17 protein-coding genes are annotated in these 17,248 nt (G+C 42.9%); 3 read left to right on the top strand and 14 right to left on the bottom strand.

The annotated features are described in order from the left end of the window. The first annotated feature begins 22 nt into the window (after positions 1 to 22). Both O4H49_RS20180 and O4H49_RS20175 read left to right on the top strand, forming a co-directional pair. Positions 23 to 232 carry a hypothetical protein gene (locus O4H49_RS20180; RefSeq protein ID WP_269425240.1) on the top strand — a complete coding sequence of 70 codons (210 nt, stop codon included), beginning with the start codon at positions 23 to 25 and terminating at the stop codon, positions 230 to 232. A gap of 103 nt (positions 233 to 335) precedes the next feature. Then, positions 336 to 863 carry a hypothetical protein gene (locus O4H49_RS20175; protein WP_269425239.1) on the top strand — a complete coding sequence of 176 codons (528 nt, stop codon included), beginning with the start codon at positions 336 to 338 and terminating at the stop codon, positions 861 to 863. Positions 864 to 913: 50 nt separating this feature from the next. Here O4H49_RS20175 and O4H49_RS20170 read toward each other — a convergent pair whose 3' ends face one another. The 13 genes from O4H49_RS20170 to O4H49_RS20110 all read right to left on the bottom strand — a co-directional run bounded on the left by O4H49_RS20170 (position 914) and on the right by O4H49_RS20110 (position 15,672). Beyond that, on the bottom strand, positions 914 to 1,339 hold the full coding sequence (locus tag O4H49_RS20170; protein ID WP_269425238.1) for a hypothetical protein: 426 nt from the start codon (positions 1,337 to 1,339) through the stop codon (positions 914 to 916). A gap of 23 nt (positions 1,340 to 1,362) precedes the next feature. After that, a complete protein-coding gene (repC, locus tag O4H49_RS20165) occupies positions 1,363 to 2,658 on the bottom strand; it encodes a plasmid replication protein RepC (RefSeq protein ID WP_269425237.1) in 1,296 nt (431 codons plus the stop codon). A gap of 271 nt (positions 2,659 to 2,929) precedes the next feature. After that, positions 2,930 to 3,307, bottom strand: a complete 378-nt coding sequence (locus tag O4H49_RS20160; RefSeq protein ID WP_269425236.1) for a single-stranded DNA-binding protein — start codon at positions 3,305 to 3,307, stop codon at positions 2,930 to 2,932. Between the two features lies 1 nt (position 3,308). Continuing rightward, on the bottom strand, positions 3,309 to 3,749 hold the full coding sequence (locus O4H49_RS20155; protein WP_269425235.1) for a lytic transglycosylase domain-containing protein: 441 nt from the start codon (positions 3,747 to 3,749) through the stop codon (positions 3,309 to 3,311). A 9-nt stretch (positions 3,750 to 3,758) separates the two neighbouring features. Continuing rightward, positions 3,759 to 5,480, bottom strand: coding sequence for a type IV secretory system conjugative DNA transfer family protein (locus tag O4H49_RS20150; RefSeq protein WP_269425234.1), 1,722 nt, complete (start codon positions 5,478 to 5,480; stop codon positions 3,759 to 3,761). Further along, positions 5,477 to 6,646, bottom strand: coding sequence for an ATPase, T2SS/T4P/T4SS family (locus O4H49_RS20145; protein WP_269425233.1), 1,170 nt, complete (start codon positions 6,644 to 6,646; stop codon positions 5,477 to 5,479). The genes O4H49_RS20150 and O4H49_RS20145 overlap by 4 nt, the downstream gene beginning before the upstream one ends. Before the next feature lie 52 nt (positions 6,647 to 6,698). Beyond that, positions 6,699 to 8,882, bottom strand: coding sequence for a hypothetical protein (locus O4H49_RS20140; protein ID WP_269425232.1), 2,184 nt, complete (start codon positions 8,880 to 8,882; stop codon positions 6,699 to 6,701). A gap of 3 nt (positions 8,883 to 8,885) precedes the next feature. After that, positions 8,886 to 10,199: a TrbI/VirB10 family protein gene (locus O4H49_RS20135; protein WP_269425231.1), complete on the bottom strand. Its 1,314-nt coding sequence runs from the start codon at positions 10,197 to 10,199 to the stop codon at positions 8,886 to 8,888. Beyond that, positions 10,175 to 11,104 (bottom strand): TrbG/VirB9 family P-type conjugative transfer protein, encoded by a 930-nt coding sequence (locus O4H49_RS20130; protein ID WP_269425230.1) that lies wholly within the window; start codon positions 11,102 to 11,104, stop codon positions 10,175 to 10,177. The genes O4H49_RS20135 and O4H49_RS20130 overlap by 25 nt, the downstream gene beginning before the upstream one ends. Beyond that, positions 11,094 to 11,804 (bottom strand): type IV secretion system protein, encoded by a 711-nt coding sequence (locus O4H49_RS20125; protein ID WP_269425229.1) that lies wholly within the window; start codon positions 11,802 to 11,804, stop codon positions 11,094 to 11,096. Before O4H49_RS20125 ends, O4H49_RS20130 begins: the two co-directional genes overlap by 11 nt. 167 nt (positions 11,805 to 11,971) lie before the next feature. Beyond that, a complete protein-coding gene (locus O4H49_RS20120; protein WP_269425228.1) occupies positions 11,972 to 12,739 on the bottom strand; it encodes a hypothetical protein in 768 nt (255 codons plus the stop codon). After that, complete coding sequence (locus O4H49_RS20115; RefSeq protein WP_269425227.1) at positions 12,643 to 15,039, bottom strand: VirB4 family type IV secretion system protein; 2,397 nt, start codon at positions 15,037 to 15,039, stop codon at positions 12,643 to 12,645. The genes O4H49_RS20120 and O4H49_RS20115 overlap by 97 nt, the downstream gene beginning before the upstream one ends. 312 nt (positions 15,040 to 15,351) lie before the next feature. Further along, complete coding sequence (locus O4H49_RS20110) at positions 15,352 to 15,672, bottom strand: hypothetical protein (protein ID WP_269425226.1); 321 nt, start codon at positions 15,670 to 15,672, stop codon at positions 15,352 to 15,354. Between the two features lie 41 nt (positions 15,673 to 15,713). On the opposite strand from O4H49_RS20110, the gene O4H49_RS20105 reads away from it, so the two are divergent. Beyond that, positions 15,714 to 16,124, top strand: coding sequence for a hypothetical protein (locus O4H49_RS20105; protein ID WP_269425225.1), 411 nt, complete (start codon positions 15,714 to 15,716; stop codon positions 16,122 to 16,124). Positions 16,125 to 16,340: 216 nt separating this feature from the next. Here O4H49_RS20105 and O4H49_RS20100 read toward each other — a convergent pair whose 3' ends face one another. Continuing rightward, on the bottom strand, positions 16,341 to 17,126 hold the full coding sequence (locus O4H49_RS20100) for a DNA cytosine methyltransferase (protein WP_269425224.1): 786 nt from the start codon (positions 17,124 to 17,126) through the stop codon (positions 16,341 to 16,343). Positions 17,127 to 17,248 lie beyond the last annotated feature (122 nt).

Raw genomic sequence — 17,248 nt, 5'->3', positions numbered from 1 at the left:
CTTCCAGGACCCATAGACATTTATGTCTATGCTCGATAGCAACATGACCAACATAGACAAAAATATCTATGCTGCAGAAATACATCCAAGGAAGATTACAGGTAAAAAGCACATGAGTTACCCTGGCGGTAAAGGTGGTGCAGGTGTCTATCAAAAGATCATCAATATAATGCCACCACACAAAACCTACATAGAGGGCTTTCTTGTGACCCAACGACCGTCAATTCTGTGACCGAAAAAAAATAATATTTTTCTTTCGACTTGCTTGATTATTTCAAAAAATGGCGCATGTGAATTTTATCACTATTATCAACAGCATAAATTTTGAGGAAAACATGTTTGATTTTGAAATATTCGAAGACGGCGATTACCGAGATAAATATGGTAATAAAATCAGATTACCCTTTATCCCAAGATCCGGCGACTTTATCAGGGTAGGGTATGAAGAAAATACAATTGAAATGGCTGAGGTTTTGGCAGTTATTTTACAAACTGATATTTATAAAGGGGAACAAAATTCACCACATAAAATATTAGTCAAATGCTTACCTGATCGGCTCAATGAAATCAGCCCACATATTTCCAAAAGAGCATACATATATGAAAATATAGAAGAAAAATTTAAGGGAATAAGTGCTAAAGAATTTGAAGCTATCTACAAAAAATTGGAACAATCAATATCAAAAAACCAAATCGAAAATCTATATGGCCATGGCAACGAAATTTATAACCTTGGGAAAAACAAGGTTGAGGGAACAGCTCTATTAAACCTTGCTAGTGATTTGATCAATCAAACATTAGGATACTACAGGAACAGTCCATTAAATTCAGGGTGGTCTGGCATAGGGAACTGGATTAGCTAAATATAAAAATTAGAGGGTGGAACAAAATAATTTCACCCTCTAATCCCATATCAACCCAGCGCTCTCTTGTTAAAATCGTTCGATGGTGAAATTTCAATATCGTCAATTAATGACAAAATAATTTTCTGTGTTTCAATTCTGGTTTTTCTTGTGTTTAAAAAATCCGAAAATGCTTTGAGCAGAATTTTAAAACAGCGTTCCTCCGTCTGAAAGAGAAGCAATTGACGATTATCTGGATCAATATCAGGAGCCTCGCCAATTTTATTAACAAGCAAAGTCATTGAATTAAGAACTGTATTCCGGTCAAATCCCTCACGTAAAAGCCCATCAATACTTGACCATAAAACATCTGAACAACGGTGCTCAAAATCGAACCTCGTGTTAGTAGAAAAATCGTGATTATCCATACCAGACAATCTATTTTTAATGTGCTGAAGCTCTTTATTGCTACAGCTATCGCTTAATAAAAATCTCATTATCAAATCCCAAATAAAATCATCTACGAGTTAAAATTATCGCGTTGCAAAATACCAAAAACAGAGCGATGCAACTGCAATTCTCCCTGACGGGCTTTAGAAATCATTCCACGGAAAAATCCGCCGGGGTTCAAAACAGGATTAACAGGGTTGTGTTGATTGGAATCAGCGATCAAGACACAAACAGCCGCAGAAAAACGGCCCATAATTGAACATGCTTCCGTCCAGGCTGAACGGTTAATACCCAAGCTGTGGCACATTAATTCAGCGGCTGTAACTAAATCGGCTGGCAAAAGTGCGCGATCATGTAACGGGATATGCTCCCTAAATTCAGGAGATGCCGCATTTAGCAAGAGTTTAACATTCAAATGCTCTATACCTGTTGAAGTATTATCTACAACAGTCTGGTTATTTGTCTTGCTGGCCTCAGATTTTTCAACATGCTTTTTTGGAAAGCAATTCGCGGTGTCTGCGCAAGCAGACAGATTACCGCGAGGGTGTGCCGCTTCGGCACTCCTTTTATCCACATCCTGATTACATGTATCTTCTTTAGAAGAATATGGTTTGGTTGTAGTGTAATAGTGTCGGACATTTATGTCGTCCGTGGCGGACATATTAACAGCTTTTGAACAAGAAGACTGTTGTTCCTGGGCCTTGAAATATTGATCAACTTCAAGCTCAAGAGAGGTTAAAAAATCTATCTGGGCCTGAAGATCTTCTATCCGGCTTGTTGGTCTTATTGGCGGTAGCTCCTGAATTTCATCAAGAGATAATTCCGCTGCGCAAAACTTTACCCTGACACGCCTTTTTTGTGCCGATAATTTCCGCTTAAGAATGTCAAATTGTACTGTTTCAGCTTTTTGGTTTGCCAAGTGGTTTTCAAGATCTTCATACAGCTTGGCCAATGGCGAAAGATCAACTCCATAGGCATATTGAATAAAGCCCCTACCGTCCCTCTTGCCGTATCTCTTATGATTTCCTGAATCTGACCAATCTATCAATCCACGGTCATGTAAATCGTTTTCCCAACGCCGAATTGTCCTTTGATCAACGCCGAACTCTTTGGCCAGACCAAAAACCGACTGCCATGCGACCGGGGGATGGTAAGCATCCAAATGCCAATCTTTGTCAGAGGTGAACTTGATCAGGTGGGTCAAATACCTAATGTGCTGAGGCTTAAGACCGTAAGAAATCCCTACATTGTCCAGCAGGTGCAGCAATCTGAAGCGGTCAACCTCTTCTGGTAGTGTTGTCCAGGATTGCAATGCGGAATAGTTATTTCCTTTGGCCGTAAAGGGCCGAGAACCTAAATTCATCATCAAAAATTACAGCGGAAAACCCGAAAAAAAGCTGCAAAAATCCACTGCGTAAATTCGCAAAAAACTTGACAGTAGACTTAAGAGAGGTAAAATAGCGCTAGATAACGATACATATGTTTTTTGTTTTACCCCCAAAAACACGTAGTTCCCGCTACGTGTTTTTTGCTTTTTATTGAACTCTCAAATGCTGCCCCCTCTCTGTTTAACTCTGTTTAACTCTGTTTAACTCTGTTTATTTTTTATCCTAAAATGTAACAACCTACAAATGATTTTAGGATAAATTTTCGCTTTGATCCGCTAAACTCATTGAAGAATCGGTATTATGAGCGCGGTCGAGATATTCTAGCCGCTCAATGATGAATTGTGGACGAGAAATTTTTTTTCCCTCGGATTCCCAAGCATTCTCTTGAACTTTTCCACGCAATCGAAGGTATCGCCCCTTTTTGAGAGTACCTTTTGCGATCATATCCGATATATGAGGAGCAAAAGAAAGAGCAGAAAACCAGTGTTCGCGCTCAATCATCTCGTTGTTTTCGCGCCAGCTCTCCCGCGAACAAACCCGAAGCGTTGACAACATTCTGTTCCCCTTAGCCTCTGATACAGCGTGATAGAGGAAGCCAATGTATTCGAATTTCATTTCCTGGAGCATATCAATTCCCCGCCTGAAGTCTTAAATAAACGGAATATACTTTTTCTGCGTAATCGTTCTTTTTTGAACGAGGCCCGTTTGGGCCTCTGTGATATTGGCCAACGGCTAACCAGCTTTGGCCAACACTGGAAATCTCATAGGCAAGTATGTAGGCCCCTGTTTTAACGCACAGACAAGCATCATCGAGTAAAGCTTGTCTGGTTATCCCATAATCGGACAGATGCCTTATCCAGAAGCTGTTTACCTGCATTAGACAAACATCCTCAGAGCCATTTGTATTGCTGTTGATTGCTTGGTTGTTCCAAGACGATTCAACATAGGCAATTGCTTTAAGCAAATCCGGGTTGACCGAATATTCCTTGCCAGCCTCAGCATAACAAAAAGCCTGTGCGTTTGTTGTCATGGCCAACATGAGGATCAAAGAGAACAGCATTTTTTTCATAGCCGAACCTCAAGTTTTAATTCTGTTTTTACGAGGAACACGCCGACGATATTTTGACAATTGATCCCAAAACGCAGACTTGCAATATATCGGCCTGATAAAGTGGCGATTGGCTAATACAATGTGGTGGCCAAAGGGTATCACGCCCCAATCAGAAGGTTTAATTAACTGTTCACGCTGCTCTGATTTTGTGTTGCTGCCAAACAGGTTAAAGCCCTGTTTGGTTTCTGACTTCTTCTGAACTGCTCTTTCCCCGACAATCGCAGAGAGCATTTTCTGAGTTTCATGGTTGGGAAGGCCAAAAACAACAAAATACTCATAGTTATCAAGCAAGTTGTGAGAGACTCTATCATATCGCTCTTTGATCTGTTCAAGGCTCTGAACAATCGTCATTACCCCAACACCCGCACCCGCGCCCTTGGTAAAGAGTGACGGAAGTTGGCCGATAAAGGGAAGATCTCTAAATTCATCGATCAAAATAAGAATAGGGTATTCACCCTCCTTGCGACCATTCCCCAACGTCCAGGCAACAAGGCTATCAATAAAGAGGCTTGTTATTCCACCGAATGCGGCAGCGTCTTCTTGGGGGAAATCAATATAAACTGTTGCGGGTCTGCTACGTAAATCTGCAAATTGAAAGCTATCTTTCGCAAGAGCGTTACGGCTTGATTCGCTCGCAAAATATTGGAATTTAGTCTCAAGCGTGGAGATATGACTACTACGCTCACCGCCAGCGTGCATTTGGCCGAAAGCCATAACTGTTTCAATAATATAACGGGGATAATTGTTATTTATCGCTGTCTCGGCAATCTGTGCCATTTTCAATGTGAACGGGTCTGTATTCTCCTCCTTATCCTCAGACTCTTTGACTATTGGTAAATCTGTAAATAGTGAACGTACATTTTTTATGTGTCCGTCGCGGTTTTCCCGCAGAGCTTCACACATTTCAAAAAGAATAAAGGCACCTGTGTTTAGCCGCGCCTTGTCGTCCCAAGTAGGATCTTTGACGCTTGGGTTTGGTGGCACAATAACACCAGCAAAACGTAGGGCTTGGCGCTCCCGCTCAATAGGATCTTTCTTGATTGATCGCAAAGAAAGAAAATTCCAACCATCCTTTGTATTTGGATCAGCCCAATTAATGGAAAAGGTGTCACCCATTTGCGAGCGATGATCCTCGGTTAAAACTTTAATCTCAGACTTAGGATCAATGGCAATAATAGAGCCAGGGTAATCAAGAACCGTTGAAATAGCCTGTCTGGTTTTACCCGCTCGTGTCGGTGCAATAACACAAACATGTCTGGTTTCGCTTGGCTTCAAAACCACGCCCTCATGAACACCGAGAACAGGGCCTAGATCCCCATGTAATCCCATGCGTTCCACCTCAGAACGGTTGGCAAATCTGGAATCATTTTGGTTTTTGAGAAGGGAAGAAATTATTGGTCCAAGAACGGTGAGTAAGATGATCGGCCAAAGAATAAATATCGTACCTGTAACAGCAGCCGAAATATGCAGTGCTGACCAGTCAGTAGATCCACCCGTTTTTTGGACATAGCTGAAGAAATCTGACAGGTAAGCAAAGGTCTTTACAATATGATTAAAGTATATGTCTGATGAAACAGTCTTGGGAGCCAAAAACCATAAAGTCAGAGAAAACAGACACGAAACGCTTGTTAAAAAAACAAGCTGGCGGGTTGGAAATTTTGACCCGTATTTAAAGGGTAAACTTGTCATGCTGATAACTTGTTCTGTTTGAAGTAATCAATCGATTTTAAAGCTGATAACTGAGTGTCCGTAAGGCTGTCTAAACGCCCGTCATATTTGTATAAAATTGATTTAACCCTGTTTAGGGGAGTCGAAAGATTGACTTCTCTAAGGATAGTAGAAAGGTCGTCATTGGAAACCAAAATGCCCTTTTCAAGCAGAAGATCAGCAATTTCTGATTGTTCAATGAGGGGGTTTTCAAACACAATTGCGGCTATAATTTTGGTTTTTCTCGCTGCACTGACATAGACGTCAGTAACCACACGGTCATAGTTCGGCAAACGTTCAATCTGAATAATCAAATCAATATTTTGGCGGAACACGGTATCCGCAACATCACCCGCGATACCCGCAAGTGTGACATTCGTTTTCAAGGCACTAAATGCAAGTTCCGGGCTGTCGGCGTGTAAAGTTGTCAAGGTTCCGCCGTGACCCATGTTCAAGATCCGCGATAGAAGATAGGTATTCTGGTCTGACAGCTCGCCTATCAAGGTTCTATCTGGCCTTAACCTCTGAACAGCACGTAAGACCTGGATATAATCAATGTCTTCTGAGGTAGCCAAGCGATCAATAATAAACTGGACCTTATCCGGTACATGGTTCAAATCAAGCTCTGGCGTATCCTCGATTGAAATGACCCGCTCACTCTCTGGTAACAGTTCGACAATGGCATTTGTGAGAGTGGTTTTCCCCGAAAACATCCCACCGGATACAATGATATTCCACTTCCCGGAAATTGCTTCATGCACAAGAGCTTTGTGGCGATCAGAGAGCCTGTAATCAGATAGATTATAAGCTCTAGGACGCCAAACCCTGATAGATACCGCCAGCCCTGTCGCAATCGAATTACCAAGGCACAACTGAAGTCTATGACCACCGGGTAGCCATGCCGCAAGGTATGGCGTTTTATCAAAATCTTTAATGTCACGGCGGTTTGATAAAATTCGGCCTATCCTCTGGAACAGCTCAAGCGATAATCCGTCGTCATGGATCTCTTTCTTGCCCTGACCGGGAATTTCGAGCCAGACACGCCCCGGCTCGTTAACCGTGACCTCAACAGCACTATAATCTGTAATATAAGGTCTAAGCGTTGATAAAAGATCGTCTAAAAAATCAGTTGAATCAAAATTTGACATTATTGCCTCGAAAAAGAACAGGGCGCGACTTATCGCGCCCTGCAAGATAAAATTACCAACCCTCAGCCTGATTCCAGGAGTAGACAGCCCCAGCTGTGTACGTAGTGGGGCAAGGACCTGTATTTGAGGGCACAGATTGCCTTGCTAACCACAGCTGGCTATAACAGGTGTAACCATTGTTCTTGGTTGAGGTCTGGGTGATAGACTCCCCGTCTTCACGCTGTAGTACCCGGATGCCTTGAAATGTAGCGCTACGGGTGTAACGGCGGAATTGGTCACGGCAGGGGTTCTCATTTTCCTTGCCACAGCCTGTAGGGCTGGTCTGGTGCCATTCAATCCCTCCTTGTATAAGTCCACTATCTGTTAAGAGTTTCCAGACAGGTTGCTGAATAATCGTACCGCAAGAGTTTACGGGTCCGACTGTTTGACCTGGCCCGATTGGACGATTGAAATATGTCTGATCTGGACGTAGGTATACTTCAGCTTCAATTGTTTCTGTGGTTTTCTCACAACCCTGATATGTAACAGTTGAAGGTACTTCATCAATGCGCTCAAGATCATAAGGCGTTGCAATTGCTTCACTTGAAACAGAGCTTGGCTTACGCACGATCTCGGCGTTATAGGCCGTAATAAAGGTTTCTGTTTCAGGCAATGACTGAAGCATAACGTCGTTATTGACCCAGCCAGTTACCCGTGTTTGATGTGCAAAGAAAGTATCATCATCCTTGACACAATCGGTCACGTAAACGGGTGATCCCTCTTTCTCATAGTACCATTTTCTGGTTCCAAATGTTCTTTGTGCCGGGAAATCATCAACAAATGAAGCCTCACATGAAGCTGTTGTATTTTTTAGACCGTATGCCGTTGTTACCAATGGTGAACAAGTCGCATCAATGTACACTTTCTGATTATCAGCATTAATGTAGGAAGTTCGAGACTGTGCATAAACTTCGCTCTTGGTCCAATCAACAACATCACTACAAACGGATGTGTCTTCAAAATGCGCCCATGTCACACCCGTATCAATACAGGTTCCAGATAACTGCTGAACATTTTTATACATCCAAGATATTTGGCCACGCTCGAAAGTCTGGTTAGTGTCATTTCTTGGATTACATACAGACGTATTCAGAACCGTAGTCTCAACTGGAATCAACGTTGACGGCTGACAAGAGCTTAACTCGACCCTCTGGCCAGTGCGATTATTGTAAAATAATCGGACCTCTTTAGTTGCTGTCATAGCTTGGTTGTCTGTTTGCCAACCACAAGAAGCTGCGTCTTCTTCGACCAAAAAAACAAGGTCTGGATCTGGTTTACAGTCCTGAGATATGTAGCTTGTTGAAAGGTCCTGGCCAACATAAAACTCACGGTATTGAGCCGTTGCTTTACGGTTAGGCAAATCAACAGTATCACCACAAATTGCATAGTCTTTCTGAATTGGATAGCTCGTCAATGTATCTTGACAGTCGTTCTGTGGTGAGCCGTCTATCAGAGTTTGCTCCTGAAGAATCACTTTCCCCTGTGCCGTGTCTATGCGAGGGGAACACCCTGCCGATGAAGTTGAATACACCGGGTCCTTCTCTTTTACTTCGGGCTGCACAGGGTCAGTTTTATAGTTTGAGGCAATATCATTATCGGGCTTGCTTCCCCCTGCTGCGGGTGGTGCAGCAGAGGCCGTATTTTTAGAACCGGTATCTTCTTCGGCTGGTTTTTCTTCTGCCGGAGAAGGATTGTCCTCCAAAAGCTCAAGAATAGTTTCTATGAGAGCATCCTGATCACCTTTAGCGTCAACGGCCTTATCTGCCGATGTACTGCTAAGGTCACTTTCGAGCGGTTCGTTAAGAAGTTTTTTCTTCTCGGTTTCGGTATTTGTTACAGTCGTCCATCGAATTTTTAGCTGTTGATCAGCTCCTTGACGGGTCGGGATTGAATTACCATTGATTTCAATCGAAGAAAGATTTTTTCCGCTCAACCGCGGATCATCCTTCAAGGAAGATATAGCCGCTGATACCTTCGCAGGTTTGTCAGTGATTGTAGATCCCTTCATCAACAGCTTTGTGATCGCAAGCGGCTTTGTCTGCTCCCCCAGTGATACAGTTTTTGAAGTGGTATCAACAGGGGCCGAAAAGGTCGTTGACTCTGTATAGGTTTCTGGTGGTGTTGGGGGAGTTTGTGCCAAGGCAATACTCCCAATAGCAACCGAACATAAAGCTGTTGTGTAAAATAATTTTTTCATAATTTATCCCTTTAAAGGCTCAGGTCTTCTAATATAAAGATCTCTTAATAACTGGATGCCGACGCGCTCCCCTCCACTGATTGTTATGATTGGTGCTAAATCTATATTTTCCTCGATCATACTGGCCGTAATTTTTCCTAGCTGATCCGAAAGTGCTTCACTTGAGTTTTCAACGGCACCATCACCATCATCAAACTTTGATGTTCCGTATGAGGCGAGGGCTGAAATACCTGCTGTTACAAATGCCGAGCCGTATTTCTCCCATGCTCTATTATCTACTTCGCCCACAAGTCCAACACGACCCATAGCGTCAGTTGCATAGGCAAAACATTCATCAGAATTGTAAACATGTGCACCGTCGGCCAAGCGAATGATCCGAAAAAAACAAATGTTCAGGCGGTCATCACCAACTTTTTCCAAGGGTTCATAACGGCCAACATATGCGTCGCCTTTTTCAAGAATTTTTGTAAGTCCGTCAGTGCCAAATACATCTTCATCGACCCGGACAATAATCAGTCCAGGAAGTGAAGAAACAATCTCTCGATCAAGTACCCCCCAATGCATACGGGTAATTGTGAGTATGTTTGTACGATCAACAGGAAAACTTGTTTCAATGGAAGGCGTTTGTTCTCTTAGATAATCGCTGTCAGTCATTTTGTACTCTTGGGGTACAACAGCGACAAAATCATCCTTTAGCGAAGCAAACGAAGGCCCTGATGCTCGGCGTCTCTCTATCAAGGCATAAGCCTCACGGTAGGCGGCTCCCTCATAGGGTGACGGTTTTGGCGGCTTTGGTGCTGGTGGTAATACTGGCGGCGGCGGTGTTGGCTCTGGCAATGCTGCAACCTCGTACCCTTCACCAGAAACAGATATTTTCTCTATGCCTTTGCTGGTGGCAATCAGGATTGTTGAGTTCAGTTCGCCCGGAGATTGTGGGAGGTATTCGAGCAACAGTGTACAGCTTGATCCTGGGGCAAGTTCCAGAGGACAATCTGAAGAAATTGTAAGATCTTCATTGCCGCTTCTTTCAATGCCGAACATCGAAACCGGGGTCTCACCGATAATCGAAACAGGAATACGTCGGGTTATAAATTCTTCCGCAACAAGAGCGCGGCCCATATCAAAACTAACTGGTACAGAAAGTTTCCCCTCAACAGGTGGTGGCGGGGCCTCTGCTTTCGGTGGAGCCGTATAATAATCTGCTGGTATATCAACGGGCTTTTCTGGGGCAACCGTGTTCTGGCTGTCGTCGTCACAGCCCAACAAAAGAAGACAAAGGGCGAGTAGCGCAATTAACCGTTTGCGGGTCGGATACATACCGTTTTCTCCCCACGACGCAAGGTAATTGGTCCGGTCGTCTCGACGATCAGAAACCGATTATCTTTAGATTTACGAACACGAACAGGTTGATCAATCCCATCAACAACCTCCCATGCGGCTGGCCAACGTTGTGGATCGTTATCCTGCCCCCAATCGAGCCACGTAAATTTATCGTCACGCCATAAATTAACCGGAGCAATTTCCTTGTCTCCGCTCATTTCGAGGTCGTGTTTTATCTTGGTTGGATCAAAGTTTGCTGATCGCGTCCAAGTTGGCGCATCAGCCGGGTTTATGGCCTCGGTTAGTGGTTCTTCCTTTGGAGTATATGATGCAGAGCTTTGGGCTGTTTCCAAAGTATCAAAAGCTGGCTGATCAGAACCAAGACGTAGCCATGTATGAGGCAAGTTAACAGAGTTAAAACTCTCTGAACGCACATAAATAGGGTAAATAATGCGGTCTTGAGTGAGAATTGAGACAAGCGCATCAAATCCGGGGTGTTTTGCCCAAATCCAAAGACAACCTTCATCAGAGGGGCAACGACGACCATCAAAAGCCTCTTGATCCCCAACAGTAAAATCCAGAATTTTTTGACCTGGTGGGAGGGTAATTGTTAAGGGCATGTTCTCCCGGATAATCACCTTGATCGTTTTACCAACAGGATCTTTAACGTGTAATATTCCTGATTCTGGCAGGCTATCATTCCAAATTTCTTGAATAGCACCACCCACAAGCCTTTGATGGTTCATCAAAGGGGGAAATTTACCATCGACCTGATCCTGTATCTGATCCAAATTCGGACCATCGGGATTAGGTAATTGTTTATTCAAAATATCTTGAGAAAAACATGGCGTTCCGAGCAATCCAAAAATTGAAACTGCAAGGACTATTTTTTTAATTTTCATTGGGCAATTCTTTCGGAATATAATTATAGACCTTCAGTCCCAGAGGGTTAAGGGCTGCTTCATCTTGCGGTACAGGTCCAGTGTTACGGGCTGCAACAATGGTCATTAGCCATTGTTGACGCCTGATTTCCTGCATCCCCATGCGGTCGATTGCAGTAAATCGCGCAAAGTATGTATTGGGTTGCTCTGGAGCTTGTGAAATTACTACGTCCTGAATGTCCCTTGTCATGCCTGCGTCGTGATATGTTTTTCGCGGACTATTGGGATTGTTCTTTGGATCAATCATCTTGACATATGTGCCGTTAAACCAAGATGGATCGGTAAATATCTTGATTTTTTCGTCACGTGATTTTGCAGTGGTATGGTCAATTGTTTCACGCCAGACCAAATACTGTTTAAGGCTGTTTACAATAATTTGTTGTTCCGCTGAACGGTCTAGATAACCACGCGACAAGTTCACGTACTGAGACACGCTGTCATCAAAAGTTAAAGCTATTACCTCCGTCTTACCGCCCTCTTTATAAGCAATAATTGATAAGGGCGTTAAAATTCCCGAGTAAGTGAGCAAGAGAAAAATAAAAGCCATCTGAGCTTTATTAGTTCGCATCAACCGTTCATAAGGGTGATGATCAGAGCCGGGTTGCGGCACTGGATTTTCATCCTGCTCTGCTGTTTCTGTATTACGGGAAAACCAGCGCATCAGGTTAATGAACTCATATTAGGGATTTGAATAGGCTCCCCACATGCACAAGGGCTTTCCTTGAAGTCATTCCGACCAAAGCCAATACCCTTTACTGTGCTTTTGGGAGTTACGCACCCTGACAAAATCAATGTTGTCAAAATCAAAATTACTATCTTATGCATCAACTATTCCCCCAGAACTCTGTCTTGAGTTGTAACCGTTGTCCGAAGACTTCTAGTTTCCACTGTCGAAAGAAGTCGGACACCCTGAGCTAACAAAAGCTCTATTGAAGTCAGTTTTGTTAAAATTGCAGCATCAGCTTTAATTTGAACCCGCAACAATTCATCAACCGTTTGCGCCTGATTTGATTCACTAATCAAATCAGTAACGGATTGAGTTGAATCCTTTTGTGTTTGCAAGGCTGTCTGGGATGTCGCCAAAGCCATAATCGTAGCATCCTCATGCAAACCATCACGGCGTTCTCGAACTCTTGTTATATGATCCCGCCCGGAAAGCGGGATACCATCATAAACCTCGCCCTCAGAGGATGGTAAAACCAACCCGCGTACAGTTTCCGCTGACTCGCAAATACTTAGAAAACTAGCCTTGTTTCCATCGGGTATGCGCATATTTCGCAGTTCTGGAATGGCACAGATTGCCGCTTTCTCCGACTGTCGCATTAAAAAATTCGCGGAAAGTGAACCAGACTTTAATTCACCAAGCTTATTCATGGTGTTAAGGGCATATTCCGTCTGCTTAACAAGCTCGTCATATTGTTTTTTCATCTCCGCAAGCTGTTTAATTAATTCGGCTTTATTAAGTTTAGAAACCGCTGTATGAGCAGGATCATGAACCGTTAAGGCCCAAGCGGACCCTGTTGATCCTGCGGTGAAACAGCAAATTCCGATGACAGAAATTCTCTTTGCCAGTTTGTGCCAAAAGTCTTTTTGCAATCTTCCATCCTCTTATTTGGACCAACACCGCCCCGAAACACATTGATATAGTCGCCAAGCGGCTGAAGGTTTGTTTCTAAAAATACTGTTTCTGTTTCTCGTTTAATCATCACGGGCCTAACCGACCCATCGGGTCGCCAACGACCTAATGCAAAATTTTCCTCTGTCTCTGTCATATTGAAAAATACAAGCTCTTCGGACTTGGAAGCTGATCCTGGCCAAAAGTAGAAAGATCCAGCATTTTTAGCCAAAGCTTCGCCGATGGGATTAGCCCACAAGCCTGACACGTCCTGCCAGATTGTCGTGACCGCCCCACGGTTTTTTGCTGCGGTCCTGATTTCCGACATGGCTAATTCAGCAATAGAAGGCTCGGATAGGAGTGTTGACGCTTCATCAATGATAAATTTGTATGGACGACCCAATTTTACATAAGCGTTCTGGAAACGCTTCATCTTGTAGAAGCTAAGTATTCCGGCCAGCTTTGTGTCATCAATCACATTGTCGAGCGCAACAGTTGTGATCCTTGAAATAGCAGGATCAAACGCATCATATTCGCCATTAAAAATATTAGAATATCGGCTATGTTCTGCCCAAGGTTTTAGCGCATCACGCAATGGGCCAGCAGGAACAACCTCCTTAAAAAGATCCCGTAAAATCCTTTTTTTACGGTTGCTATAATTGTAAACGTCAGAAACGACATGGCTTATATTTTGAAGACTTTTATCATCACCAAGGCCGGACATGAGCGAAAGCATTATTTCAGCTAAACGCCGATCATCTTCATCACCAAGATTATCAAAAAAGTTAAGGGGCATATCTGCTCTTTCTGGCCAGAGATATGATCCATTAACAAAAGCAGTCCAAACTCTTAGACCTTGATTTCTGTCAAAGAGAATTGCCGCAAGATCTGGATGTGCAGCCATTGCACCCGATAATAGGAATGACAAGAAAACAGTCTTACCCGAACGGGTTGGCGCAAAATAAACATCATGGGGGCTGCTGTCATCGCCCTCGGTTGGGTGATAGGTCAAGGCATAGGCTGACTGTTGACCCGCAGTCGGCAAGTAACGGATTGGCGAAGGGCCAAACAAAGATCTGGTGTTGCCTGTGGGTGCTGTGGAAAAGGGGGTAAGATCGGCAAGATGCGACGTAAGGTAATCTCTCAACCGGGTGTCAAAGTTAAAGCCAGGAAGGCGAGAACAGTAAATTCTCCAAGCCATATCTTTTTCTCGCACCAGTTTATAACGGTGCTTGGCTAAAGCTTCCTCGATCTTTGATATTGAAACATTAAGATCCGCTTGATTGTCTGCTCTAACAATGATGTGTAGAGAGGCCCTAACAATTGTTTCTTTGTTCTGCTGAATTAGGGATTTCACTTCCTTCCACTCTTCCGAAATCACACTATTAGGGACAGGAAATTGTGATTGGTTTCTTCGATATTCTGCCCGGAAATCTGCCTGACTTGAGTTCAACAGATTAGCCATAATAAAAAGATCAAATTGTGTTTTCAGAGAAAACAAGCTTGATAAAACACTACGGTCTGTCGAGGCCCCAATCGAGCTTAACGATAAAACGGCAACCCGCTCTGTTGATGTGGGATGGTGAAGTATAATATCGCCGTCTAGGGTAGGTTCAACGTGTGATGTTATAAGGACAGAAGCAAGATTTTCTTTAACAGGGCAAACAACACTTGCACGACCATTAACGAGTGTTGAAAGAAAAGATAATAGTGGGCTAAATCCGTTAATATCAGGCTCATTATCCAGAACAGTAGGTTTATGATCGTCGAGGTATGTTTTGGCCTCAGAACACGACTGTTCTAGGTGGTTGACCTTTGATTCATCTGGTACAGATAAAAATACAAAATGCTGTGTTGAAAAAGTATGAGCCATATGACGGGCCCACGTCTCATTAACGTCACGCAACACCCCATCGCCCAATTTCGACAAAGGAATTGAAGCGCTTTTGTGCGGCGAATAAAAGCGGAGTGTTATCCCTTTTTCCTTAAGGGAAAAAAGCCAATCCTTCCGCTTCTCAGTAATGATGTTAATGAGGTTTGTGTTAAGTCCGTTATACACGGTCCCCCCAAGCTGAAGGACCCTAAAACAGCTACCATCAATGTTTTTGACCGTCGCCTGATCATCCAAAACAGAAGACCATGTAAGAAAGTCACACAATGACATGGTGTGCGGTTTCCGGTTAACTGCTTTGGAAAACAAGCTTGATGATGCATAACCTATGCTCATGGCAGCGGCAGGAATACCAAATAAAGCCGCTGCCTTTAAAATATCATGGTCCATAAATTCTGCGCCTTGTTGTCCAACCCTGGACAGTTAAAGAAGGTGGATAGTGCTTATCTTGAAGGCCAATTTTGCCTAACGTCGTCATAATTCGATTGTTTAAAACCGTATCCCTGTCTGGGTCTTTTTTTGTCTGATACCTTTCGAAAACGTAAAGTGTTGCCGGAGGTATCAAGGCAAAAATAAAATTCAACCCAAACAAGGCCATAAATAGAAGACTGAACAAGACGCAGGCCCCGAAACGGATAACTCCATAAAGAGTTATTCCGATAATGAGCGGGGGAGTAAAAAGGTGTTGGCTAATAGGAGTCATCAGCTACTGAAGATCTTGTCTAGGATGAAGCCAAGAGAAGTAATGAAGATACCGCCGCCGATAGCAATAGCCCCCCATCTGACATTGGGACGCCCTCCTGAAATTGCCGTCACGACAATATAAAGAAGTGCGCAGCCAGCTATTCCAGCACCAACCGTTACAAGACCGTCAAAAACATAAGTCAAAAACTCTTTGAATTTTTCTACAGGATCTTGGTTTGTGTCTATATTATCTGGGATAGCCAACTGCGCGTTGGCTAAATTTGATATAGCCAAAAAGTAGTATGTGGTTATAAAAGAAGTCAGAAGTTTGATTTTCATTGCGGAAGTTCCTTTTCTTCGTTACATAAAATAGGATAAAAATGATAAATTTATCAAGAAAAAAAATGATAGAGAAACAAGAAATTTCTGCCTTGGATAAAATCACGGATAGATCTGAGGATTTAAAACGGGTTCCAGTGGAAACTTGGGCTAATACATTTTTAAAAAAATCATGTGCTAATCTTGGATTGAAATTAAGGTTTGGTGTTATTGCTGCGATAGATTGCTTATATGCGGTATCAGTAAACGAAAAGTTTAGACAAAAATGCGCGGATCAGAATATCCCGCTCATTATAGGGCTACACCAAGCCTTAGAAGAATATGGAGAAAGTAAAAGTGAAAATCAAAGTGAGGGTATACAAGAACCTGATTCAATATGGAGAGAGGATCACGGAGGGATTGGGTCTGTTCTCTCTATCACCGATAGAAAATGGCCCCCAAAAGTTAGATGATGAAATAGTATACCGTACTTTTAACCTAACAGGGAAAACGGAAGAACTATTCCGTGACACGAAAAATACATATAAACTTAGTAATACGGCTTTGATTAATTTGTCCCTATATACAATTCAGCAAAAAGAAGAAAATTACCAAAAAAAATATATTGCAGCTTAAAAAGTAAGGGTTAAAAAATAGCCCTTACTTTGGTTTATGAAATAAATCATACACTAGGAATTTATTCTAATTGAAAGACGTTCTCTTTGTCGTTGAGCAGATTTTCTACAAGCAGGGCTATTATAAGATGCCCGACCAACAACGACCCGGCCACAACCGCAAGAACAACGCCTTACAACATCATTAGAGCTAGGCACTTTCGAATCATCACCATAAAGAGATTTAGCAATCAACCCGGCAACATAACGTCCTAGCTGTAGAGGAACGCCATTTGCTACAGCCTGTTTTTTTGCTGCTAAGGTAAATTCTGGTAAATCAAAATCATCCGGCAATCCTTGAATATCACAGCAAGCGCGGAATGATCTTTCATCGCCGCCTAAAACCGCGCCCCCAACGATATGCTTATTTTGACCTTTAACTGGATCAAGAAGCTGGCCGCTCTTTGACCCGAATACGAAATGACGCAATCTTGAAAATTCACTAAACCAACCAAGATCCAAAGCAAACCTTTGTTGTGAATATCCTTTAATATCGAAGTTTGGTGCTCTGGCCACATTCTCAAAAAGAAACCAATCTGGGCTTACTGACATGATAACTCGTACATATTCATCCAGCATTTCGTAACCATATCTGCCCGGCGATCTATTCAGTGCAGAGAAATCCTGACAAGGTGGCCCACCAATCACCCCCTGAAATACATTAGCAGGGGGAAAGAATTTCCTTATATCCCCACCAGTTATTAAATCTGGACCACGGACAATACAAAATCCATTTTCTTCGAATGCTTTGCCCAACATATCGATGCCAGGAAACACAGATAAAACCAGCTTGTTGTTCATAATATACCGGAGAGTTATTTTAGTATCATGGGATTATGGACATTTATCTGTGACGTGTCCAGGTAATAAAGCGTGACTGACCAGGTTGATGATCTGTGACGCAGCCGGCAGCTATTGTGTGA

The organism is Kiloniella laminariae (genome assembly GCF_027214005.1).
Taxonomy (GTDB): Bacteria; Pseudomonadota; Alphaproteobacteria; order Kiloniellales; family Kiloniellaceae; genus Kiloniella; species Kiloniella laminariae_A.
Note: the sequence above shows the minus strand (reverse complement) of the source record. Positions and strands in the feature narration are given on the sequence as shown.